This window comes from Bradyrhizobium canariense (assembly GCF_019402665.1).
GTDB classification, from domain to species: domain Bacteria; phylum Pseudomonadota; class Alphaproteobacteria; order Rhizobiales; family Xanthobacteraceae; genus Bradyrhizobium; species Bradyrhizobium canariense.
Window position 1 is genome coordinate 31,754 of the sequence record NZ_VSST01000081.1, and the last position, 21,854, is coordinate 53,607.

General features: G+C 65.1%; 21 protein-coding genes. 17 read left to right on the forward strand and 4 right to left on the reverse strand.

The features are described from left to right. Window positions 1–17: 17 nt before the first annotated feature. Window positions 18–1,346: a glycosyltransferase family 87 protein gene (locus FXB41_RS34225; RefSeq protein WP_219684873.1), complete on the reverse strand. Its 1,329-nt coding sequence runs from the start codon at window positions 1,344–1,346 to the stop codon at window positions 18–20. A 133-nt stretch (window positions 1,347–1,479) separates the two neighbouring features. Further along, window positions 1,480–3,102 carry a helicase HerA-like domain-containing protein gene (locus FXB41_RS34230; RefSeq protein ID WP_219684874.1) on the reverse strand — a complete coding sequence of 541 codons (1,623 nt, stop codon included), beginning with the start codon at window positions 3,100–3,102 and terminating at the stop codon, window positions 1,480–1,482. Between the two features lie 347 nt (window positions 3,103–3,449). Here FXB41_RS34230 and FXB41_RS34235 point away from each other — a divergent pair, with 347 nt between their 5' ends. The 17 genes from FXB41_RS34235 (at window position 3,450) to FXB41_RS34315 (ending at window position 18,956) form a co-directional block, all read left to right on the forward strand. Further along, window positions 3,450–3,815, forward strand: coding sequence for a DUF2267 domain-containing protein (locus FXB41_RS34235; protein WP_219684875.1), 366 nt, complete (start codon window positions 3,450–3,452; stop codon window positions 3,813–3,815). A gap of 26 nt (window positions 3,816–3,841) precedes the next feature. Next, complete coding sequence (locus FXB41_RS34240; protein WP_007593543.1) at window positions 3,842–4,249, forward strand: DUF4332 domain-containing protein; 408 nt, start codon at window positions 3,842–3,844, stop codon at window positions 4,247–4,249. Window positions 4,250–4,522: 273 nt separating this feature from the next. Continuing rightward, window positions 4,523–5,383 carry a dihydropteroate synthase gene (gene folP / locus FXB41_RS34245; RefSeq protein WP_007593545.1) on the forward strand — a complete coding sequence of 287 codons (861 nt, stop codon included), beginning with the start codon at window positions 4,523–4,525 and terminating at the stop codon, window positions 5,381–5,383. After that, window positions 5,380–5,748, forward strand: a complete 369-nt coding sequence (gene folB, locus FXB41_RS34250) for a dihydroneopterin aldolase (RefSeq protein WP_007593547.1) — start codon at window positions 5,380–5,382, stop codon at window positions 5,746–5,748. The genes folP and folB overlap by 4 nt, the downstream gene beginning before the upstream one ends. Window position 5,749: 1 nt before the next feature. After that, window positions 5,750–6,241 carry a 2-amino-4-hydroxy-6-hydroxymethyldihydropteridine diphosphokinase gene (folK, locus tag FXB41_RS34255; protein WP_007593548.1) on the forward strand — a complete coding sequence of 164 codons (492 nt, stop codon included), beginning with the start codon at window positions 5,750–5,752 and terminating at the stop codon, window positions 6,239–6,241. Window positions 6,242–6,322: 81 nt separating this feature from the next. Next, window positions 6,323–8,194 carry a methylmalonyl-CoA mutase family protein gene (locus FXB41_RS34260; RefSeq protein WP_219684876.1) on the forward strand — a complete coding sequence of 624 codons (1,872 nt, stop codon included), beginning with the start codon at window positions 6,323–6,325 and terminating at the stop codon, window positions 8,192–8,194. Continuing rightward, window positions 8,191–8,655, forward strand: coding sequence for a GFA family protein (locus tag FXB41_RS34265; protein ID WP_007593552.1), 465 nt, complete (start codon window positions 8,191–8,193; stop codon window positions 8,653–8,655). The genes FXB41_RS34260 and FXB41_RS34265 overlap by 4 nt, the downstream gene beginning before the upstream one ends. 23 nt (window positions 8,656–8,678) lie before the next feature. Beyond that, window positions 8,679–10,835, forward strand: coding sequence for a methylmalonyl-CoA mutase (gene scpA, locus FXB41_RS34270; protein WP_219684877.1), 2,157 nt, complete (start codon window positions 8,679–8,681; stop codon window positions 10,833–10,835). A 53-nt stretch (window positions 10,836–10,888) separates the two neighbouring features. Beyond that, window positions 10,889–11,659, forward strand: coding sequence for an RsiV family protein (locus FXB41_RS34275; protein WP_219684899.1), 771 nt, complete (start codon window positions 10,889–10,891; stop codon window positions 11,657–11,659). 131 nt (window positions 11,660–11,790) lie between these two features. Next, on the forward strand, window positions 11,791–12,783 hold the full coding sequence (locus FXB41_RS34280; RefSeq protein WP_007593564.1) for a tripartite tricarboxylate transporter substrate binding protein: 993 nt from the start codon (window positions 11,791–11,793) through the stop codon (window positions 12,781–12,783). 174 nt (window positions 12,784–12,957) lie between these two features. After that, window positions 12,958–13,452, forward strand: a complete 495-nt coding sequence (locus tag FXB41_RS34285; RefSeq protein WP_007593565.1) for a tripartite tricarboxylate transporter TctB family protein — start codon at window positions 12,958–12,960, stop codon at window positions 13,450–13,452. Window positions 13,453–13,456: 4 nt separating this feature from the next. After that, complete coding sequence (locus FXB41_RS34290; RefSeq protein ID WP_219684878.1) at window positions 13,457–14,971, forward strand: tripartite tricarboxylate transporter permease; 1,515 nt, start codon at window positions 13,457–13,459, stop codon at window positions 14,969–14,971. A gap of 93 nt (window positions 14,972–15,064) precedes the next feature. Then, window positions 15,065–15,379: a nucleotidyltransferase family protein gene (locus tag FXB41_RS34295; protein ID WP_219684879.1), complete on the forward strand. Its 315-nt coding sequence runs from the start codon at window positions 15,065–15,067 to the stop codon at window positions 15,377–15,379. Then, entirely contained in the window at window positions 15,380–15,724 is a 345-nt protein-coding gene (locus tag FXB41_RS34300; RefSeq protein ID WP_219684880.1) for a HepT-like ribonuclease domain-containing protein, read from the forward strand. A 21-nt stretch (window positions 15,725–15,745) separates the two neighbouring features. Continuing rightward, window positions 15,746–16,732: a methylmalonyl Co-A mutase-associated GTPase MeaB gene (gene meaB, locus FXB41_RS34305; protein ID WP_007593571.1), complete on the forward strand. Its 987-nt coding sequence runs from the start codon at window positions 15,746–15,748 to the stop codon at window positions 16,730–16,732. Continuing rightward, complete coding sequence (locus tag FXB41_RS34310) at window positions 16,729–17,385, forward strand: pyroglutamyl-peptidase I (protein WP_007593573.1); 657 nt, start codon at window positions 16,729–16,731, stop codon at window positions 17,383–17,385. Before meaB ends, FXB41_RS34310 begins: the two co-directional genes overlap by 4 nt. A 200-nt stretch (window positions 17,386–17,585) precedes the next feature. Continuing rightward, window positions 17,586–18,956, forward strand: coding sequence for a TIGR03808 family TAT-translocated repetitive protein (locus tag FXB41_RS34315; protein ID WP_219684881.1), 1,371 nt, complete (start codon window positions 17,586–17,588; stop codon window positions 18,954–18,956). Window positions 18,957–18,986: 30 nt separating this feature from the next. Here the strand turns inward: FXB41_RS34315 and FXB41_RS34320 are convergent, their stop codons facing one another. After that, window positions 18,987–19,628, reverse strand: a complete 642-nt coding sequence (locus tag FXB41_RS34320; protein WP_219684900.1) for a TIGR03809 family protein — start codon at window positions 19,626–19,628, stop codon at window positions 18,987–18,989. A gap of 508 nt (window positions 19,629–20,136) precedes the next feature. Further along, complete coding sequence (locus FXB41_RS34325) at window positions 20,137–21,843, reverse strand: S8 family serine peptidase (RefSeq protein WP_219684882.1); 1,707 nt, start codon at window positions 21,841–21,843, stop codon at window positions 20,137–20,139. Window positions 21,844–21,854 lie beyond the last annotated feature (11 nt).

A 21,854-nucleotide genomic window follows, 5' to 3' on the forward strand; every position in this document is an offset into this window, starting at 1 on the left:
GACTCAAAGATGTCTTCTCAAGAACTATCGGCTTTTAGCGCTGCCGCGGCGTCGGGGCCAGCCGCAACCGGCGGATGCCGGATGTGCCATGCGAGACTAGCTGTGAGGATCGCCGTGGCGACGAGGTTATTGCCCCAGGCCTGGAAGACATTGGGAAACCACGGCAGCGCCAGCAGCATGAGGATGCCGGCGGCGCCAAGGGCGAGCCAGGTTCCCAGGCGTACGTTCGCCCGCTCGTCGAAGGCGGCACGATGCATCAGCACCGTCATCGGGAAGAACAGCCACATGAAATAGTATTGTCGCGCCAGCGGCGATGCCACCGTCATCAGGCAGAACAGGATGCCGAGTTCCTCGGCGTCCGAGCGCGCCGTACGCCGCGCTCGCCCTGGCATGACCGCGACGAAGCCGAGTCCGAGCAACGCCGACAGCGCCAGCACGATCCAGTTCGCCGTCCTGTAATCGACGTCGATGACATTCATCGTGCGCGGCGGCTTGTTGGGATCCTCCTGATTGTAGTTGATTGGCCGGACCAGCCGGTGCGTGACAGCAATGAGTGACTGGTTCACCCACGACCAGTTCTGCTCGTCGCGTTGGCCAAATCCTTTTTCCGAGCTCGACCCGACCATGCCCTGATACCAGGTCTTGACCTCGGCGGCGTTGCGCTCGAAGCCGCGAATGGGAGCCGGCACGATGTAGAGAAGTATGCCGGTGAAGGCGACCGTAGCGACGGCGGCTCCCCACTTTCGCCGCCAGACCAGATAGGGCAGCACCGCAATGGGAAACACCTTGATCGCGGTGGCGAGCGCGAACATGAAGCCTGCGAGCCAGGAGCGCTGATGCTGCAAGCTCCAGAAGCCGTAGAGCATGATCGCCAGCAGGACGAGGTTCGGCTGTCCAAGATCGAACATGTCAAACACGAAGGTCACGGTCACGGCAGCTGGTAGTGCCTCCAGCCAGGGGCCAGGCGTGCGGCCCGAACCGGTCATGGCATTGGAGAGCATCCCGGTGTACCACCACGCCGCAATATTCAGGACCGACAGCACGCTGTAGAGCGCGATCTTGCCGAACCAGCTCGGGACTGCCAGCAGGATCGCCGGCAGCGGTGGGTAGATGAACTCGAAGTACTGGTGGATGTCGCCGGGATAGAGCGGCCCACCCTTCAAGACCTGCTGCCCGGCCCAGTACCACAGGCCGTAGTCCTTGGTTTTGCCGTGCCCGAAGATCTCGGGACCAAGGACATCGGCAGCCAGGATGAAGCAGCAGAGCAGGAAGAGCAGGTCGAGCGGCGCACGTAGCGACAGTCTTCGGAATGTGCCGGGTCGAACGAAAGATTCAGGTGAGGTCACGGTGTGGTCCAGTCAGGGGCCATAGCACCTAGCAGACCGACGGACGCTTGGAGAGTCCTGATCACCCGAATTTGTACCCACCGCGCACAAGCGGCGGGTTTGCGGAGGAATTGCCTCAAACGAGGCTTTCTGCCTACCTGCGCAGCAAGCCGCCGAGCGCGCCGCGGACCAGCGTGCGGCCGATCGAGCCACCAAGCTGGCCGGCGACCGACTTGCCGATATTGGCGGCCATCCCCCCGATCACCTGATTGGTGACCGATCGGGTCATGTCGCGCGCGATGACCTGGCCCGTCGACAGGCGGCCGCGCTTGACGTTGGTGCCAAAGATGGTGCCGACGATCGAGCCGATCTGGCCGAGGATGCCGCCGCCTCCGCCGCCCGCCGAAGCATCCGCAGTCGCAGCCGTGCCGGCAATGCGCTTCTGGATCATCTCGTAGGCGGACTCTGCATCGACGGCGGTGTCGTATTTGCCCTTCACCGGGCTTGCATCCATGATCGCCTTGCGCTCTTCGGACGTGATCGGTCCGATCCGGGCCGATGGCGGCCGGATCATCACCCGCTCGACCATCGCCGGCGTGCCGTTGCCTTCGAGAAAGGACACCAGCGCCTCGCCCTTGCCGAGCTCCATGATCACCTGGGCGGTGTCGAGCTTCGGGTTGGGACGGAAGGTCTGGGCCGCGGCGGCGACCGCCTTCTGGTCGCGCGGAGTGAAGGCGCGGAGCGCGTGCTGCACCCGGTTGCCCAATTGTCCGAGCACGCGGTCGGGGACGTCGACCGGGTTTTGCGTCACGAAATAGACGCCGACGCCTTTGGAGCGGATCAGGCGCACCACCTGCTCGATCTTGTCCATCAGCGCCTTGGGCGCGTCGTTGAACAACAGATGCGCCTCGTCAAAGAAGAAGACCAGCTTCGGCTTGGGCAGGTCACCGGCCTCGGGCAGCTCCTCGAACAATTCCGACAGCATCCACAGCAGGAATGTCGCGTAAAGCCGTGGGCTCTGCAGCAGCTTGTCGGCGACGAGGATGTTGACCATGCCGCGGCCGTCGCGGTCGGTCTTCATGAAATCTTTCAGCGTCAGCGCCGGTTCGCCGAAGAATTTGGTGGCGCCCTGGTTCTCCAGCACCAGAAGCTGGCGCTGGATGGTGCCGACCGTGGCCCTGGTGACGTTGCCAAAACCCTGCGCCGCCTTCTTGATCTCGGCAAGCGGACTCTCCTCGGCATCCGCCCCCTTCTTGCCGGCATCGGGCACGATGGCATCGAGCAGCGCGCGCAGATCCTTCATGTCGATCAGCGTCAGCCCGTTGTCGTCGGCGACGCGGAAGGCGACGTTGAGCACGCCTTCCTGCACGTCGTTCAGGTCGAGCATACGTGCGAGCAGCAGCGGGCCCATTTCAGTGACGGTCGCCCGCACCGGGTGGCCCTGCTCGCCGAACACGTCCCAGAACACCGTCGAGAACTGGTCGGGCTCGAACGTCAGTCCCATCTCGGTGGCGCGCTTGACGATGAAATCTTTGGCTTCGCCGACCTCCGAGATGCCCGAGAGGTCGCCCTTGATATCGGCCGCGAAGACCGGAACACCGGCGCGCGCAAATCCTTCCGCCATCACTTGCAGCGAGACCGTCTTGCCGGTTCCGGTTGCACCCGTGACGAGGCCATGGCGATTGGCGAATGCCAACGTCAGCCATGCCTGCTCGTTTCCTTTACCGACGAAGATCTTGTCGTCGGTATCACCGAGCTTGCTGTCCTGTGCGGTCATTATTCCCTGATCTCTCTGCCCTGTTTCGCATATCGAAACTCGAATGCACCAGTTCCGTAGTTTAACGCATATCGCGCGCTGATTGAAACCATTCAACGCGCTCCGGGCATGCGACATCGTCGGAAACATGTGGGTGACATCCCGCCGAAAGTAGGAACGACGCATTCGCACCGCGGCATTTTTTTGCCGATTTCATCTCCGCTCTTGCATCGCTGCAACACTTCTCGCGCGTTCGAGACTGAATCGGAACGTTGGTGGCGTTCATCGCTTGTATTTCACATCACACCGGCTCAAGATCATTTTCGAAAGCAATACTCCGGCATGTGAACCGGCTGAGGGGCGGCCATATGGACGAGCTAATCGGGCGGCTGGCGACAAACGCCAGCATAGATAGTGCTGTCGCTGAAAAGACCGTCGGCATTATCCTGGGCTTCCTCCGCAACGAGGGTCCTTCCGACAGCGTCCAGGTACTCATCGACCAGATTCCAGGTGCAGAAGCGGCAATCGAGGCATCCCGCAGCGGCGGAGGACTGTCGCGGCTGATGGGCGGCGGCCTGATGGCGGTCAGCACGCGCCTGATGGGCATGGGACTCGGCATGTCCGAGATTCAGAACGTCGCCCGTGAACTTTTTCGCTTCGGCCGAGACAAAATCGGAGCGGATCAGATGGGCAAGATCATCGCGGGGACCCCGGGCCTCAGCCAGTTCGCCTGACGCCTGCGCATTTCACATCGAGTATCATGACATATCCGATCTCCGAGATTGAGGGCCTGTCGGCCTTTGCCGCCAACAAGTTGAAGGCGCACGGTATCCGCACCACCGATGCGCTGCTCGAGGCGGCCTCGACCGTAAAGGGCCGCAAGGCGCTCTCCGCCAAGACCGGCATCAGCGAGCAGTTGCTGCTGGAATGGGCCAACGTCTCCGACTACATGCGCATTCCCGGCATGGGCAGGGCCAAGGTCGGCCTGGTCCGCGCCGCCGGCGTCACCACCGTGCGCGAGCTCGCCTACCGAAATCCGGCAAGGCTCGCCCAGAGCATGCGGGACGCCAACGAGAAGAAAAAGCTGCTCCGCATCCTGCCCTCGGAGAAGTCGGTCGGCGACATCATCGCCAAAGCGAAGAAGCTGCCGCCTAAGATTTCGTATTAGGGTTGCCCCTCTCCGCATACGGAGTGGGCGCTACTCTCTCGGCATCGTTTTGCCCGATGGGCAACAATGCATCCCCCAACTCCGCCGTCATACCCCGCAAAAGCGGGGTATCCAGTACGCCGCGGCTCCTCCGTATCGCGGTGCTGTCACTGGAATACTGGATTGCCCGCCTTCGCGGGCAATGACAGCGAGGGTGTGCGACGCCCTGCCCAACGCTGGCAACCCACGCCTTCCCGTCTTGACTCCCCCTCCCCGACCGCTAAAGCGGGCCGCATGAATGCCTCGCCCTCCCCATCCGTCCCGGCGGCCGGTTCAGTCGGGCCTGACGTGCTGCGGACGCTGCTGGAGCGGCCGATCCCGGCGGTGATGGGCGTGCTCAACGTCACCCCGGATTCATTCTCCGACGGCGGCGAATTCATCGCGCCCGAGCAGGCGCTCGCGCGGGCACGGGCGATGATCGAGGCCGGGGTCGACATCATCGATATCGGTGCCGAGTCCACCCGGCCCTACAAGGGCGCCCGGCCGGTCACGGCGGAAGACGAACTGGCGCGGCTGAGGCCGGTGCTATCGGACATCGTGGCGCTCGGCGTGCCGGTCTCGATCGACAGCATGAAGGCGGAAGTCGTGGCCTTCGCGCTCGCCCAGGGCGCGGCGATCGCCAACGACGTCTGGGGCCTGCAGCGCGATGCCGGCATGGCGCCGACGGTGGCCGCGAAGGGCGTCCCCGTCATCGTCATGCACAACCGCGACAGCGTCGATCCCGCCATCGACATCATTGCGGATATGAAGGCGTTCTTTCAGCGCTCGCTGGATATCGCGACGCAAGCCGGCATCGCCCGCGACAAGATCGTGCTCGATCCCGGCATCGGCTTCGGCAAGACGGCCGAACAGAGCATGACCGCGCTAGCGCGGCTGCGTGAATTCGACATGTTCGGCCTGCCGATCCTCGTTGGTGCCTCGCGAAAACGCTTCATCGCCTCGGTGTCGCCGTCGGAGCCGACAGAGCGGCTCGCCGGCTCGATCGCCGCGCATCTGATCGCCGCGCAGCGCGGCGCGAAAATCATCCGCACCCACGACGTCGCCGAGACCTTGCAGGCCCTGCGAGTGGCGCACGCAATCGAGAGCAAGCCATGACCGATACGATCTTCGTGAGCGGCCTGTCGATCCATGCCCGCCACGGCGTGATGGAGCACGAAACGGAAGTCGGCCAGCGCTTCGTCATCGACCTCGAGCTCTATACCGACCTGTCGGAGCCTTCCCGCAGCGACCGGCTCGCCGACACCGTGTCCTACGCCGACGTCGTGGCGACCACCACCGCGGCCTTCAAGAACACCAACTACAAGCTGCTGGAGCGCGCGGCCGGCGCGGTCGCCGACGCCATCCTGTCGCACTTTCCGCGCATCCGTGCGGTCAAGATCACCGTGCACAAGCCGCATGCGCCGATCGCCGCGATCTTCGACGACGTCGGCGTCATGCTGACGCGCTCGCGGCACCCCTGACATGGCAAGCGTCCTGATCGCGCTCGGCGGCAATGTCGGCGATGTCCGCGCGACCTTCCAGAAGGCGATCGCCCATATCTGCGGCATGGCGCAGGCGGCGTTGATCGCGCGCTCGTCGGACTATGCGACGCCGCCCTGGGGCGACGAGGACCAGGCTCCCTTCATCAACGCCTGCGTTGAGATCGAGACCGATCTCGATCCGCATGCGCTGCTGTTCGTGATGCAGAAGGTCGAGCAGAAATTCGGCCGCATGCGCGATAAGGAGCGGCGCTGGGGCCCGCGCACGCTCGATCTCGACATGATCGCGTATGACGACGTCTCGATGCAGAAACCCGATCTGACCCTGCCGCATCCGCGCCTGTTCGAGCGCGCCTTTGTGCTGGTGCCGCTGGCCGAGATCGCGCCCGACCGCGTGATCGCAGGCATTCGTGTCCATGACGGTCTCGCCAGCGTCTCGACACAAGGCATTGAGCGGCTTCCGGATACCGGTTAACCAAAAACAACCGTTTGCAGGGACGGCCGGCCGTGGCAATTTCGCCTGCGAACAACAAGATTTTCGGGAGCCCCTCGCCGCATGACCTCCGCGACTGACGACCTGCCGCTGGCGGCGGATTTTCCCAAGGCGACCGTCGAAGACTGGCGCAAGCTGGTCGATGGCGTGCTGAAGGGCGCGCCGTTCGAGAAGCTGGTCGGCAAGACCTATGACGGACTCAAGATCGAGCCGCTCTATCCGCGCGCCAAAGGTGTTGCGCCCGTGGTGGGGCGGCCGGCGGCGGCGCCCTGGCAGATCATGCAGCGGATCGACCATCCCGATGCAAGTGCGGCGAATGAGCAGGCACTGACCGATCTCGAAAATGGCGCGACAGGGCTTGCGCTGGTGTTCGCCGGCGGCAATGCCGCTCACGGTTTCGGGCTGGAACCGACCGCGGACGCAGTCGCAAAGATCTTGAAGGACATCCATCTCGATGCCGGCATCGGGCTGGAGCTCGAGATCGGTCCGCAATCGCGGATGGCGGCGATCCACGTCGCGGAATATGTGAAGAGCAATGGCATCGATCCCGCCGCCTGCGACATCCGCTTCGGCCTCGACCCGCTCGCGGCCGCCGCGGTGTGGGGCCACAGCCCCTATACCTGGGATGAGATCGTTCCGGCCGTCACCGGCGGCATCAAGGGCCTGGCCGCGCTCGGCTTCAAGGGTCCGTTCGCTTCGGCCGACGGACGCGTGATCCACGATGCCGGCGGCTCGGAGGCGCAGGAGCTCGCCTTCGTGCTTGCCTGCGGCATCGCCTATTTGCGCGCGATCGAAGGCGCCGGCGTTCCGCTGGAGCAGGCGCAGGGCATGGTCTATGCGCGGCTTGCCGCGGATGCAGATCAGTTCCTCACCATGGCAAAATTCCGCGCCTTGCGACTGCTGTGGGCGCGTATCGAGACGGCGTGCGGGCTCGCGCCAAAACCGCTGTTCATCGTCGCCGATACCGCCTGGCGCATGCTGACGCAGCGCGATCCCTATGTGAACATGCTGCGCGCGACCATGGCGACGTTTGCGGCCGGACTCGCCGGCGCCAACGCGATCACCGTGCTGCCGCATACGCTGGCGCTCGGCCTGCCCGATCCGTTCGCGCGGCGCGTGGCGCGCAATACGCAAGCCGTGCTGCTGGAAGAGAGCAATCTCGCCAAGGTCAGCGATCCCGCGGCAGGCGCAGGCGGCATCGAGACGCTGACGGGCCAGCTCTGCGATGCGGCCTGGGCGCTGTTCCAGGAGAGCGAGAAAGCCGGCGGCGCCTTCGCTGCGCTTCAGCAGGGCCTGTTCCAGAGCAAGGTCGCAGCCGCGCGAAAAGCCCGCGACGCCAACATCGCAAAACGCCGCGACGTGCTGACCGGCGCCAGCGAGTTTCCGAACCTGCACGAGAACGAGACTGCGGTGTTGAAGGCGACACCGATCGCGCTGCCGCCTTATGGCGAGCAAAAATACAAGTTCGACGCGCTGCCGCCGATCCGGCTAGCGGAACCGTTCGAGGCGCTGCGGGACAAATCCGATGCGGCCTTGAAGGCCCGCGGCGCGCGGCCGAAAGTGTTCTTGGCCAATCTCGGCACGCCCGCCGATTTCACGGCTCGCGCGACCTTTGCCAAGAGCTTGTTCGAGACCGGCGGCATCCAGGCCGTCGACAGCGAGGGCTTCGCCGATCCGGCCCAGTTAGCTGCAGCCTTTAAAGCCTCCGGTGCCGGGCTCGCCTGTCTTTGTTCCAGCGACAAGGTGTATGCGGAACACGCCGAAGCCGCGGCGAAGGCCCTGCAAACCGCCGGGGCCCGACTTATCTATCTGGCAGGCCGCCCGACTGATGCCGAGGCGGCGCTGCGTGCAGCCGGCGTCACCGGCTTCGTCTTTGCCGGTGGCGATGCGCTTGCGACGCTGCAAGACACGTATCGACGGATGGAGCAGCCATGACGGAAGCAGGCAAACCCGTTCTCACCGGCGGCTGCCAATGCGGGGCAGTGCGCTTCGGAGTCATGACGGCGCCGAACAGGGTTTCGATCTGCCACTGCCGGATGTGCCAGAAGGCCAGCGGCGCGCCGTTCGCCTCTTTTGCCGACGTCAACAAGACGGACTTTGCCTGGACCAAGGGGCAGCCCTCGTTCTTCCGCTCCTCCTCGATCGCCGAGCGCGGCTTTTGCGCCGCCTGCGGCACGCCGCTGAGCTTTGGCCGCATCGACGGCGACCGCATCGAGATCATGACCGGCGCGTTCGACCGCCCCGACCACGTGGTGCCGACGCGGCAGTTCGGCACCGAGTCCCGTCTCGGCTGGGTGGTCGGGATCGCCAATCTACCAAGCCAGACCACGCAGCAGAATTACGGACCGGAGAAGATGGCGACCATCGTCAGCCATCAGCATCCGGATCATGATTAAGCGCCTATGATATGGTTGAAAGCATGAGCCGCATTCCCAATTTCGCCGACGTCGCCTTCGAGCGAGCCGCCACCGGCGCCCCGACCGGCAGCGCCGAGCCGTGGCTGACGCCCGAGGGCATTCTGGTGAAGCCCGCTTATAGCGAGGCCGATCTGGCCGGGCTCGATTTCCTCGAGACCTATCCGGGTATCGCGCCTTATCTGCGCGGCCCCTACCCGACCATGTATGTCAACCAGCCCTGGACTGTGCGGCAATATGCCGGCTTCTCCACGGCGGAGGACTCCAACGCGTTCTACCGCCGCAACCTCGCGGCCGGACAAAAGGGCCTTTCGGTCGCCTTCGACCTCGCCACCCATCGCGGCTATGACAGCGACCATCCACGCGTCGGCGGCGACGTCGGCATGGCCGGCGTTGCCATCGATTCCATCTACGACATGCGCACGCTGTTCGCCGGGATTCCGCTCGACCAGATGAGCGTGTCCATGACCATGAACGGCGCGGTGCTGCCGATCCTCGCGCTCTACGTTGCGGCCGCCGAGGAACAGGGCGTGCCGCCGGAGAAGCTCTCAGGGACCATTCAGAACGACATTCTGAAAGAGTTCATGGTGCGCAATACCTACATCTATCCGCCCGCGCCTTCGATGCGGATCATCTCGGACATTTTCGCGTACACCTCGCAAAAAATGCCGAAATACAATTCGATCTCGATCTCCGGCTATCACATGCAGGAGGCCGGGGCGACGCAGGACCTCGAGCTCGCCTATACGCTGGCTGACGGCGTCGAATATCTTCGTGCCGGCCTTGCCGCGGGCCTCGATGTCGACCGCTTCGCGCCGCGGCTGTCGTTCTTCTGGGCGACCGGGATGAACTTCTTCATGGAAGTGGCCAAGATGCGCGCCGCGCGGCTGCTCTGGGCGAAACTGCTCAAGCCTTTCAATCCGAAGGATCCGCGCTCGCTGTCACTGCGCACGCATTGCCAGACATCCGGCTGGTCGCTGACCGCGCAGGACGTCTTCAACAACGTGATGCGCACGACGGTGGAAGCGATGGCGGCGACGCAGGGTCACACCCAGTCGCTGCACACCAACGCGCTCGACGAGGCGCTGGCGCTGCCGACCGATTTCTCCGCGCGTATCGCCCGCAACACCCAGCTCTTCCTGCAGCAGGAGAGCGGCACCACCCGCATCATCGATCCCTGGGGCGGTTCGTATTACGTCGAGCGTCTCACGCGCGACCTCGCCGCCAAGGCCTGGAGCCACATCCAGGAGGTCGAGGAGCTCGGCGGCATGGCCAAGGCGATCGAGGCCGGCGTACCGAAGCTGCGCATCGAGGAAGCCTCGGCCAAGACCCAGGCCCGCATCGATGCCGGCAAGCAGGCGGTGATCGGGGTCAACAAATACAAGCCGACCGACGAAGCTCCGATCGATATTCTCAAGGTCGACAATACCAATGTCCGCCGGCTCCAGATCGACAAGCTGACGCGGCTGAAATCCGAACGCAACCAGAAGGACGTCGAGGCCGCGCTCGCCGCGCTGACGCGCTCGGCCGGCGAAGGCAACGGCAATCTGTTGGCGCTGGCGATCGACGCCGCGCGCGCGAAGGCAACCGTCGGGGAGATCTCGGACGCGATGGAGAAGGTGTTCGGCCGGCACCGCGCCGAGATCAAATCCATCACCGGCGTCTACAAGCGGGAGGCGTCCAGCATGGGTAACCGGGTCGAGAAGGTTCAGGCACTGATCGACGCCTTCGAGGAGGCGGAAGGCCGCCGCCCGCGCATCCTGGTCGCAAAGATCGGCCAGGACGGTCACGACCGCGGCCAGAAGGTGATCGCGTCGGCATTCGCCGATATCGGCTTCGACGTCGACATCGGGCCGCTGTTCGCGACTGCCGACGAAGCCGCGCGGCAAGCTGTCGAGAACGACGTCCACATCCTCGGCGTCTCCTCGCTTGCCGCCGCCCACCTCACCGCGGTGCCGGAATTGAAGGCCGCGCTGAAGAAGCAGGGCCGCGACGACATCATGATCATTGTCGGCGGCGTAGTGCCGCCACAGGATTACGATGCACTCTACGCGGCCGGCGCGGAAGCCATCTTCCCGCCGGGCACCGTGATCGCGGACGCGGCCGAGGAGCTGATCCGCAAGCTGAACGCCCGGCTCGGGCATAGCGAGGCGGCGGAGTAGGTCGCTATCGACCTTCGAAAGGACAGTGCGTGATATTTTCCGCGCCAGCGTTGATGCGCGCGCTAACTTTGGTCGCAGCCTGCAGCGCGTTGTTGGCTACCGCGCATGCCGCCGATCGCAAGCCCGACGCGGTCATCAAGACCAAGAGCATCGAAGCCCGCGTCTTCCTCGACGACAAGGTCAAGGTCGATGCGGCGCTGGCGGCCGACTGCCTGATTGAAGGCAAGAAGTGGATCGACAAGAACGCGGCAGAAGCCGCCGCCTCGCGCAAAGAGGATCCGCAATTCTTCAGGGATGGCGGCTGGGACTTCGAGCGCAAATATGCGGTCCGCTCCGTCGTTGCCGACCGCTATGTCAGCATCCTGCGCAACGACTATATGGACACCCACGGTGCCCATCCCAATTCCGATGTGAACACGGTCCTGTGGGACAAGGCGGAGAACAAGCGCATCTCCATCCGCCCGTTCTTCGCCGAGACCGCCGACAACGGCGCGGCCATGAAGGCAATGGTGAAGGCGGTGATCGCATCGTTGAAGATCGAGAAGAAGAAGCGCGATACCAGCGAGACCGCGACCGACGAATGGTTCAAGAGCGTGGAGCCGAGCCTGCTCAAGATCGGCGCGGTGACGCTCGCGCCTTCAACCGACGCGGGCAAGAGTTCCGGCCTCACTTTCCACTACCCGCCCTACGCAGTCGGCCCTTACGCCGAGGGCGAATATGTCGCATTCGTGCCGTGGGAAACGCTGAAGCCCTATCTCAGCGCGGAAGGCACCCGCATCTTCGGTGGCGCACGGCCAAAGGGCGACGCGGACGAGCCGCAGTGATCCCGTCGTGAGCAACGCCGCGTAGCTCTCTAAGCGCTGGTCGCGTTGCCTTGCAGCCGCGCTGCAAAGCCGACTAGAATGTCGCCATTGGCAAGAGCGCCTGACGTCATGGGCGCCGCTGGGAGGCATTGATGTCCAAGATTACGCGCCGCACCTTTGCGGCCTCTTCCGCTGCGGTTGCGGCATCCGCCGCATTCGGCCTCACACCCGCACTTGCACAAGCCTATCCGGCGCGGCCCGTCACCGTGATCGTGCCCTGGGGCGCGGGCGGCGGCACCGACGCGACTGCGCGCATTGTCGCAGCGCTGCTGGAGAAGGATCTCGGCCAGCCCTTCAACGTGGTCAATCGCACCGGCGGCTCCGGCGTCGTCGGCCATACCGCGATCGCGACCGCGCAGCCCGACGGCTACACCATCGGCATGCTCACGGTCGAAATCTCGATGATGCACTGGCAAGGGCTGACCGAGCTGGCGCCGAAGAGCTACACCCCGCTCGCGCTGATGAACGAAGATCCCCCGGGCATCCAGGTCTCCTCCTCCTCGCCTTACAAGACGGTGAAGGAACTCGCGGAAGCCATCAAGGCGGCCCCTCCCGGCAAGTTCAAGGCCTCCGGCACCGGCCAGGGCGGCATCTGGCATCTCGCGCTGGTCGGCTGGATGCAGGCGATGGGCCTGCCCGCCAACCAGGTCGCCTGGGTTCCGTCGAACGGCGCCGCACCCGCGATGCAGGACCTCGCCGCCGGCGGCCTCGACCTCACCACCTGCTCGGTGCCGGAAGCCCGCGCCATCATCGAGGCCGGCAAGGCCAGGAGCCTTGCCATCATGGCGCCGGCGCGCAATCCAATCTTCAAGGACGTGCCGACGCTGAAGGAGGCGATGGGCATCGACTACGCGACCGGCGCCTGGCGCGGCATCGGCGCGCCGAAGAGCCTGCCGCCGGAGATCGCAACGAAGCTCACCGCGGCGCTGCAGAAGGTTTATGACTCCGCCGAGTTCAAGGACTTCATGGGCAATCGGGGCTTCGGCACCGTGTGGGGCGATGCCGGCCAGTTCGCAAGCTTCATGGACAAGGGCGACGCCCAGATGGGCGAAGCGATGAAGGCGGCGGGTCTGAGCAAGGCGTGATTTGTCACCTCTCCCCGCTTGCGGGGGAGAGGTCGATTTGAGCGCAGCGCAAATTCGGGTGAGGACGCGGCTCCGCGAGTCCGGCTTTCACCTCCATCGTGGACGCAGCCCCTCACCCCACCCCTCTCCCCGTAAGAACGGGGCGAGGGAGAAGAAATCTCATAGGATTCTCCCATGCGCCTTCCCGACTCCGTCACGGGATCGTTTCTCGTCGTGCTCGGCACAGCAGCCGCCTATGGCGGCTGGCTGCTGCCGCCGGTGCCCGGGCAGCCGGTCGGCCCCAACGTATTTCCGCTCGTGATCGGCATTGGGCTGGCGCTGTGCGGGCTCGCGATCGTGTTCGGGATCGGCCACACCTTCGAGGACGCGGAAGAGCTGATCCCGCTCGAGGATGGCCAGCTAGCGGCTGCCCCGCCGCCGCAGGGAAAGTTGTACGGCCTGCGCGCGCTGCTGCCGCCGGCGCTGCTGCTGTTCTACGTGGTGGCGGCCGACCGGCTCGGCTTCATCATAACCGCGGCGATCATGGTCTACGTCACCTCGACCGCGTTGGGGGCGAAGTGGAAGCTGGCGCTGCCGCTCGCAGCGCTGTCGCCGTTCGCTATCCACCTGATCTTCGGCAAGCTGCTGCGCGTGCCGCTTCCCGCCGGCCTGTTGCCGACGCCTTGGTGATCCCATGCTGAAAACCCTGATTGAAGCGTTCGCACTGATCTCCACCTGGGAGGTCATCATCGCGATGTTCGCAGCCTCGGTGTACGGGCTCGTGATCGGCTCGCTGCCGGGCTTGTCGGCGACGATGGCAACCGCCTTGCTCGTCCCCGTCACCTTCTATCTCTCGCCGATCGCGGCGATCGCGACCATCGTCGCCGCGTCCTCGATGGCGATCTTCTCCGGCGACATCCCCGGGGCGCTGCTGCGCATCCCCGGCACGCCAGCGTCCGCCGCCTATGCCGACGAGGCTTACGCCATGACCCGCAAGGGACAGGCCGAGCTGGCGCTCGGGGCCGGCGTGTGGTTCTCGGCCGTCGGCGGCATCGCCGGCGTGCTGTCGCTGATGATCCTGGCGCCGCCGCTGGCCGAGATCGCGCTGTCGTTCTCGACCTTCGAGTATTTCTGGCTGGCGCTGCTCGGCCTGATGTGCGCGACGCTGGTGGCGCGCTCCTCGCCGGTGAAGGCGATCGCCGGCATGTTCCTCGGCCTGCTGGTCTCCTGCGTCGGCATCGAGAATCCCGGCGGCGTGCCGCGCTTCACCTTCGGCCTCACCGATCTGTTCGGCGGCATCGAGCCGATCCCCGCGCTGGTCGGCGTATTCGCAGTGGCCCAGGTCATGCGCGCGATGCTGACTCCCGAGCCGCCGCCGCTGCCGCGGCGCAAATTCGGGAGCATCATGGCCGGCCAGTGGAAGCTGACCAAGAAATACCATTGGCAGATGACGCGCGGAAACATCGTCGGGATCATCATCGGCGTGCTGCCCGGGGCCGGCGCCGACATGGCCGCCTGGGTTTCCTATGCAATGTCGAAGCGCTTCTCCAAGGAACCGGAGAAATTCGGCACCGGCCATGTCGAAGGCCTGGTCGAGGCCGGCGCCAGCAACAATGCCAGCATCGCCTCGGGCTGGGTGCCGTCGCTGCTGTTCGGCATCCCCGGCGACACCATCGCCGCGATCGCGATCGGCGTGCTCTACATGAAGGGGCTGAACCCCGGGCCGACGCTGTTCACCGAGAAAGCGTCGAGCATGTACGCGATCTATCTGATGTTCATCATCGCGAACATCCTGATGATCCCGCTCGGCATCGCCATGATCCGGGTTGCCGCCTACATCCTGCTGGCACCGCGCTCCGCCATCATGCCGATCATCATGCTGTGCTGCGCGGTCGGCTCGTTCGCGATCGGCAACAACATGTTCGGCATCGTCACCGTCGCCGCCTTCGGCGTGATCGGCTATGTCATGGAAGCCAACGGCTATCCCGTCGCCGCGATGGTGCTCGGCATCGTCATGGGCACCATGGTCGAGCAGGCTTTTGTGACCTCGTTGATCAAGTCGGACGGCAGCATCCTGCCGTTTTTCGAGCGCCCCGTGGCCGCGATCCTCGCCGCCATGGCGATCGGGGCGCTGCTGTGGCCGGTGCTGGTCTGGGCGTGGCGCAAGGTGAAACCGGTACGGACCGGGGTGGCGGCGACATCCCGGTGATATCGGGCGGGCGGGCCCTCGCCTGCCCCACCGAGGGCTGAGCCGACCCGCCCGATACTGGGACGGGCGGCTGCTCTGTGCTAACATCTGGTCATGACCGAGGTCGCAGATATTCCAGTCCAGACACTCATAGGGAAGCTCAGGGAGCTCGCTCCCGATCTGAGAGCTGCCGGAATCACGCACCTTTACTTGTTTGGATCGCGCGCGCGAGGCGACGCCCGCCCCGACAGCGATCTCGACGTCCTGGTCGAGACGACCTCGCGTGAGGAAGCGCCACGGTTCGATTACTTTAAGGTCCTGCACTTGATCGAAGACCATCTTGGCCTTCAGGCCCAGATATCGATGCGGGACCTGCTGAAGCCGCGCATCGCCGAACGCATCGCAGATGATCTGATCGAGGTCTTCTGAATGCCGCCGACCGTGGAAGACCGACTGCGAGATATCCTGGAAGCCATCACCGACATCGAAAGTGTCGTGAAGGGGTCCACATTTGAGCAATTCGTCTCTGAAAAAACCGCTCGCCTGGCAATCGAACGTCTTCTCGAGATCGTATGTGAGGCTTCGAGATCCATTCCAGATGACGTAAAGCGAGCCGAGCCAGGGATCGACTGGCGCAAAATGATCGATTTCGGAAATCTGCTGCGCCACGCCTACCATATGACGAAAGCCGAGATCGTTTGGGACATTATCCAAATCCATCTTCCACCGCTAAAATCCTGTGCTGAGGGACACATTCGCGGGTCGGGTCGGTAGCGGCCGGACGCGAAGACAATCATGACCAGTAGCAAATCCATCGACATCAAATCCCTCGCCCATGACCTCCGCGCCGGCAGCCGCGCGGCGCTGGCGCGGGCCATCACGCTGGTCGAGAGCCGGCGCAGCGACCATCAGGCGCTGGCGCGCGAGCTGGTGCAGATGCTCTTGCCCGATACCGGCAGGGCAGTGCGCGTCGGTATCACCGGCTCGCCCGGCGTCGGCAAATCCACCACCATCGACGCGCTCGGAACGCATCTCATCGAGCAAGGCCACAAGGTCGCGGTGCTCGCGGTCGATCCGTCCTCGGCGCGTAGCGGCGGCTCGATCCTCGGCGACAAGACGCGGATGGCCCGGCTCGCGGCCTCTGACGACGCCTTCATCCGCCCCTCGCCGTCCTCCGGCACGCTCGGCGGCGTCGCGGCCAAGACACGCGAGGCGATGCTGCTGTGCGAGGCGGCCGGCTTCGACGTCGTGCTGGTCGAGACCGTCGGCATCGGCCAGTCCGAAACCGCGGTCTGCGACATGACCGATTTCTTCCTGGCCCTGATGCTGCCGGGCGGCGGCGACGAATTGCAGGGCATCAAGAAGGGCCTGGTCGAGCTCGCCGACATGATCGCGATCAACAAGGCCGACGGCGACAATCTCAAGCGCGCCAACATCACTGCCGCCGATTATCGCGGCGCGCTGCATATCCTGACGCCGCGCTCCGAGCACTGGCATCCGCCGGTCGAGACCTATTCGGCGCTGACTGGTGACGGTATCGCGAAGATCTGGCAGAAAGTCCTCGATCACCGCAAGGCGATGATTGCATCCGGCGACTTCGCCGCACGGCGGCGCGAGCAGCAGGTGAAATGGATGTGGTCGATGCTGGAGCAGCGCATGCTGGCGCGGTTGCGCAGCGAGGCGTCGGTGCGGACCAAGGTCCGGAAGATCGAGACTGAGGTCGCCGACGGCCATCTCACGCCGGCGCTCGCCGCCGAAAAGATCCTGGAGTTGCTGCAATGAGCGACAAGCTCCGCATTCTCCTCACCGGCTTCGGCCCGTTTCCCGGCGCGCCCTACAATCCGACCCAGCCGCTGGTCGCCCGGCTGGCGCAATTGCGCCGTCCCGCACTCGACGATGCCGCGATCTCCAGCCACATCTTCCCGGTCACCTATGCCGCGGTGGACCGGCAATTGCCGGAGGTGCTTGCGAAAGAGAAGCCCGATGCGCTGCTGATGTTCGGCCTCGCCGCACGCACGCCCTATCTGCGCATCGAGAGCCGCGCGCGCAACGCCGTCACCATGCTCTGGCCTGATGCCGCCAAGACCCGCTCGAGCAAGCGCGGCATCGCCGGCAATGCGGACGCGATGATTTTCGGCCCGCACACCGCAAGGCTGCTGCGCGCCGCCCGCCTCACCGGCATCGACGCGCGCCCCTCGCGCGACGCCGGCGCCTATCTCTGCAATTACCTGAGCTGGCGCGCGATCGAAAACGTCAGGGCCGGCGGGCCAAAGCTCGCCGCGTTCATCCATATTCCCCTGCTCGCGCGCAGTGGCGCCGTGCGCCGCAAGGGCGCGCCGCGGATCACGCTCGAGGAACTGGTGGACGCCGGGGAAGCGATGCTGATGGAGATGGTGCAGTTGGCACGGAAGGGGCGCAACACACCGACTTCGTAGGGTGGGCAAAGGCGCGCTTGCGCCGTGCCCACCAACTTGTTCCGATCTGCCGCTGAATGGTGGGCACGCTTTCGCTTTGCCCACCCTACGGACCGTCTCTCCGGTAAACATTTAACCCTACCGCGAACAATCCTCACGCAACCAGCGGCCCTGCGCTACCTAACCGCTGCGGACCCCCGCGTCCGCCGGAGGACGCATCCATGGACCTCAATCGCCGCAATCTCATCGGAGCTTCGACCGCAGGCATCGCCGGCGCGCTCGCGATATCGGCCGACGCCGCGCGTGCGGCGCCGCTGACGTCGCTGCTCGGCCGCGACGCCACGCAATATGGCGTGCGACCCGGTAGCAGCGAGGATCAGACCCGCGCGCTCCAGCGTGCGATCGACGAGGCCGCGCGCGCGCAGATGCCGCTGGCGCTGCCACCCGGCATCTACCACACCGGACTGCTGCGCTTGCCAAATGGCGCGCAACTGATCGGCGTGCGCGGCGCGACCAAATTCGTCTTCACCGGCGGAGCCTCGGCGATCCAGAGCGACGGCTCCGATGCAATCGGCCTTTCCGGCATCACCTTCGACGGCGGCGGCATTCCGCTGCCGACGCGGCGCGGGCTGATCCAGATCCTCGGCGGACGCGACGTCCGCATCACCGGTTGCGAGATCACGGGGTCCGGCGGCAGCGGTATCTGGCTCGAGCAGGTCTCCGGCGACATCTCGGGCAACATCTTTACCAACATCGCGGTGACGGCGGTGGTGTCGTTCGACGCCAGGGGACTCAGCGTCTCCCACAACACCATCACCGGCACCAACGACAACGGCATCGAGATCCTGCGCGCGGCTATCGGCGATGACGGCACGCTAGTCACTGATAACCGCATCGAGGACATCAAGGCCGGCCCCGGCGGCTCCGGCCAGTACGGCAACGCCATCAACGCGTTCCGCGCCGGCAACGTCATCGTGCGCGGCAATCGCATCAAGAACTGCGATTACTCCGCCGTGCGCGGCAACTCGGCCTCGAACATCCACATCACCGGCAACAGCGTCAGCGACGTGCGCGAGGTCGCGCTGTATTCGGAGTTCGCGTTCGAGGCCGCGGTGATCGCCAATAATATTGTGGACGGCGCCGCCGTCGGCGTCTCCGTCTGCAATTTCAACGAAGGCGGCCGCATCGCCGTGGTCCAGGGCAACATCATCCGCAATCTGATCCCGAAGCGGCCGATCGGCACCGCACCGGATGACGATGCCGGCATCGGCATCTACATCGAGGCGGATTCATCGGTCATCGGCAACGTCATCGAGAATGCGCCGTCCTACGGCATCGTCGCCGGCTGGGGCAAATATCTCCGCGACGTCGCGATCACGGGCAACGTGATCCGCAAGGCACTGGCCGGCGTCGGGGTGTCCGTCGTGCCCGGCGCAGGCACCGCGCTCGTCAACAACAACATGATCTCGGAAACCCCGCGTGGCGCCGTGGTCGGGCTCGATCACGCGCGCGCCGTGACGTCCGATCTGTCGGTGGACGGCGCCCAGCGCTTTGCGCAATTGATGGTCGGCGGGAATGCGGTGCGGCGGTAGCTGCCGTTCCTCGCCTCTGGCTTCCGAAAGCTAGAACGCGTTCCGCAGCAGCGGGTACTTGGCTTCGAGGCCGTCGAGGTTAAAGGTGAACTCAACCAAGCGCTCGGGGGCTGCGACAATTTCGGCTGCCGGCGGAGAGAACTGCGGCAGAAGCGCTGCCATCGCAGCCAGCGCCTTGGGCGCTGCCGTCGCGGCCGGCACCTTGGGCCCCGTCATCGCGACGGGCGCGGTGGGCGGCGCCATGGCAGCCGGCACTCTGAGCGGTGCCATCGGGGCAGGCGCGGCGACCTGCGCGGCCGTGGCTTCGGAGATTTCGGCGAGAACGCCCGGCTTCGGATCAAGCCTGACCGGCACGGCGCTCTCCGGGGCGATGTGCACGGCCTTCGGTTGCACGGTCTGCGCCTGCTGCTCGCGCGGAAACATGCGGGGCATCGTCGCCGGCGACCAGCCGAATGCGGGCGACACGCTCGCGGCCGCCGTGGCGACGTCGGCGCCGGTGGCAAGCGCGCGCCAGGTCTGGACGGCGAGCTTGGCTTCCTGGATGTTTTCGAGAAATGCGATCTCGGAGTGATAGCGGCGCCAGCGTCCGGTCTCGAACATCTCGGAGAGATGCACCAGCCGCTGCTCGGCGAGAGCGCACCAGCGTGCCGCAACGTCGCGGCCAATAGCCACGTCGCGAATAGCCTCTTGGCGATGTGTCATAAATCAGCCCGTCAGGAGAAAATACGGACGCGACGCAACGCACACGAATCAATTTAGACGCGACGTGAATATTTTGTGGAAAAGTTTTGACTTGTCCAGCAACGACGATGTTTTCGTCGCCAAACTCCGTAGTCGTGCGGAGATTCAAGGCGTTTTGGAGTCAAGCTTCGCACAAGCATAGCGCGCTTGCGGCGTGCCGGCGGAGCGGTGGCGATGGGTGAACCACGATCTCCAACCGGAAGCTGATCTCGCGCAGGGCTTCGAGGAATGGGACGTCCAAAAAGAAAAGACCCGTCCGGGGGGACAACCGGACGGGTCGAGCCATATGGGCGCTTGGGGTGGATGGGCGCTCGCGCCTAATATGACTTATGGGGAGGGATAACCGCTCCCACATAATTTGGTCGTGGCAGCGGGCCGAACGTTCAATGCAGCGTTTGATTTTTCGACCTTCGCGCTGCGCGCAAAGTTGTCGCAGCCGCTATCGCGTCGTCGGCTTATCCGCCTGAGAAACCGTGGCTTTATCCTCAGTGCTCGACAACGAAGGTTGCTCTAATGCGCGGATGCCAGGCTCGTCGCGACGCTTCTCGATATCTTCACGTTTTGTTGTACCGGACGCGGCCGCGACCGGCGTCGCGCCGGCGGCGGGAACGGCCATGACCGCGGCAAACGCGTCGGCCTCGCCGTCGCCGAACAGATCATCACGGCCCGGTGAACCGAGGTCGCGCGCCGTCTTCGCCAGCGTCGTGCGCAGTGCTTCCGGCTTCAAGGCGTAGTTGCGCTCGAGCAGCAGCGCCGCGACGCCGGAGACATAGGCGGCAGAGAACGAGGTGCCCGACGTCATCTGATATTTGCCGTCAGGCGCCGGCAGGAAGATATCGACGCCGGGGGCCGCGACCGCGATGTAGTTGCCACGATTGGAGGCGGTGAACAGCCTGTCCTGCTGGTCGGTCGCGCTGACCGCGATCACGTTGGGATTGGCGGCCGGATAGAGCGGCGGCGACTTCGCGCCGGCGTTGCCGGCGGCCGCGATCAGCACCAGGCCGCGCGCGGCGGTCGCGGCGATGGCCCGCTCGATCACCGCATCCTTCGGACCGGCAAAGCTCATGTTGACGATCTGCGCCCCATGCTCGGCGGCATAGTTCAGCGAGCGCAGGATGATGTAGGATGAGCTCTCGGCCCCGCCGGTGGTGCCGCCGAAGGCGCGGATGGCGATGAGGCGCGCCTCGGGCGCGCTGCCCATCAGCTTGCCATGCGCCACGATAGCGCCGGCAATGCCGGTGCCATGAATGTGCGGGCCTTCGGCGCTGCCGAGCGCATCGAAATTGTCGGCAATGGAATTGGCAAGTTCCGGATGCTGGGCGTCGATGCCGGAGTCGATCACGGCTACCGTCACATTGGCACCATGCGCCAGCGTATGTGCCTGCGGCAGGCGGAGCTTGGCCAGCGCATATTGCGCGGGATCTCCCTCGGTCGGCACCGACGATTTCTGATCCTGGAGCAGATAGCGGAAGTTCGGCTGGACCGAGCGCACGCTACCGTCCGCCGCGAATTCACGCCGCACCGTCGCGGAGGGCCGGCCGTCGGTGATGCGGAACAGTCCGAACGTCGACCCGATCAGCGGAAAGTTCTCGGAAGAAACGCGGGTCAGCCCATGGCGGCGCGCAAGCTCGTCGGCCTGGGTCAACGACAGCCCGCCGTCGATCTCGGCGACGAATTCGCCGGCGAAGATGCGCAGATCCGCAGCGACCGGCGTGTTGTTGCCGCGCCCCTTTCCGGCGGTCTTGTTGCCCGATTTGCCCGAGCCATTGCCGCCTGCGTTCTGCTGCGCCAGGCATTCGCCGGCGGCGTCGCGATCGGGCGCGGTACAGGCGGGATAGAGGTTCGGGGAGTAGCGCGCATAAGGCAGCACCGGCGTCGGCCCCATCCGCGCCGAAATCCTGGTCGTCACGGTCGGACCCGGACCGCGGCCGACGGCCACCGCTCTGGCGGCAACACCGGGACTGACGCGTGCGGCGACGCCGGGAGAAATCGTGGGCATTCGGGAGGGGACGCTAATCGTCGGCGTGCGCATGATCGCCTGCGCCTGCGCAACCTCGACGCCGAGACAGGCGGCGAGCAAAAGCGCGGCTCCGACCGACGAAGCGCAGGCCCCGGCTCTCACTCCACTTTCGGACTTGCGCATCATCGGCTTGGAAG

Coding starts and splice junctions, on each gene's coding strand:
- FXB41_RS34230 (WP_219684874.1), bottom strand. CDS start 3,102: ATGACCGCACAGGACAGCAAGCTCGGTGATACCGACGACAAGATCTTC.
- FXB41_RS34235 (WP_219684875.1), top strand. CDS start 3,450: ATGGACGAGCTAATCGGGCGGCTGGCGACAAACGCCAGCATAGATAGT.
- FXB41_RS34240 (WP_007593543.1), top strand. CDS start 3,842: ATGACATATCCGATCTCCGAGATTGAGGGCCTGTCGGCCTTTGCCGCC.
- folP (WP_007593545.1), top strand. CDS start 4,523: ATGAATGCCTCGCCCTCCCCATCCGTCCCGGCGGCCGGTTCAGTCGGG.
- folB (WP_007593547.1), top strand. CDS start 5,380: ATGACCGATACGATCTTCGTGAGCGGCCTGTCGATCCATGCCCGCCAC.
- folK (WP_007593548.1), top strand. CDS start 5,750: ATGGCAAGCGTCCTGATCGCGCTCGGCGGCAATGTCGGCGATGTCCGC.
- FXB41_RS34260 (WP_219684876.1), top strand. CDS start 6,323: ATGACCTCCGCGACTGACGACCTGCCGCTGGCGGCGGATTTTCCCAAG.
- FXB41_RS34265 (WP_007593552.1), top strand. CDS start 8,191: ATGACGGAAGCAGGCAAACCCGTTCTCACCGGCGGCTGCCAATGCGGG.
- scpA (WP_219684877.1), top strand. CDS start 8,679: ATGAGCCGCATTCCCAATTTCGCCGACGTCGCCTTCGAGCGAGCCGCC.
- FXB41_RS34275 (WP_219684899.1), top strand. CDS start 10,889: ATGCGCGCGCTAACTTTGGTCGCAGCCTGCAGCGCGTTGTTGGCTACC.
- FXB41_RS34280 (WP_007593564.1), top strand. CDS start 11,791: ATGTCCAAGATTACGCGCCGCACCTTTGCGGCCTCTTCCGCTGCGGTT.
- FXB41_RS34285 (WP_007593565.1), top strand. CDS start 12,958: ATGCGCCTTCCCGACTCCGTCACGGGATCGTTTCTCGTCGTGCTCGGC.
- FXB41_RS34290 (WP_219684878.1), top strand. CDS start 13,457: ATGCTGAAAACCCTGATTGAAGCGTTCGCACTGATCTCCACCTGGGAG.
- FXB41_RS34295 (WP_219684879.1), top strand. CDS start 15,065: ATGACCGAGGTCGCAGATATTCCAGTCCAGACACTCATAGGGAAGCTC.
- FXB41_RS34300 (WP_219684880.1), top strand. CDS start 15,380: ATGCCGCCGACCGTGGAAGACCGACTGCGAGATATCCTGGAAGCCATC.
- meaB (WP_007593571.1), top strand. CDS start 15,746: ATGACCAGTAGCAAATCCATCGACATCAAATCCCTCGCCCATGACCTC.
- FXB41_RS34310 (WP_007593573.1), top strand. CDS start 16,729: ATGAGCGACAAGCTCCGCATTCTCCTCACCGGCTTCGGCCCGTTTCCC.
- FXB41_RS34315 (WP_219684881.1), top strand. CDS start 17,586: ATGGACCTCAATCGCCGCAATCTCATCGGAGCTTCGACCGCAGGCATC.
- FXB41_RS34325 (WP_219684882.1), bottom strand. CDS start 21,843: ATGATGCGCAAGTCCGAAAGTGGAGTGAGAGCCGGGGCCTGCGCTTCG.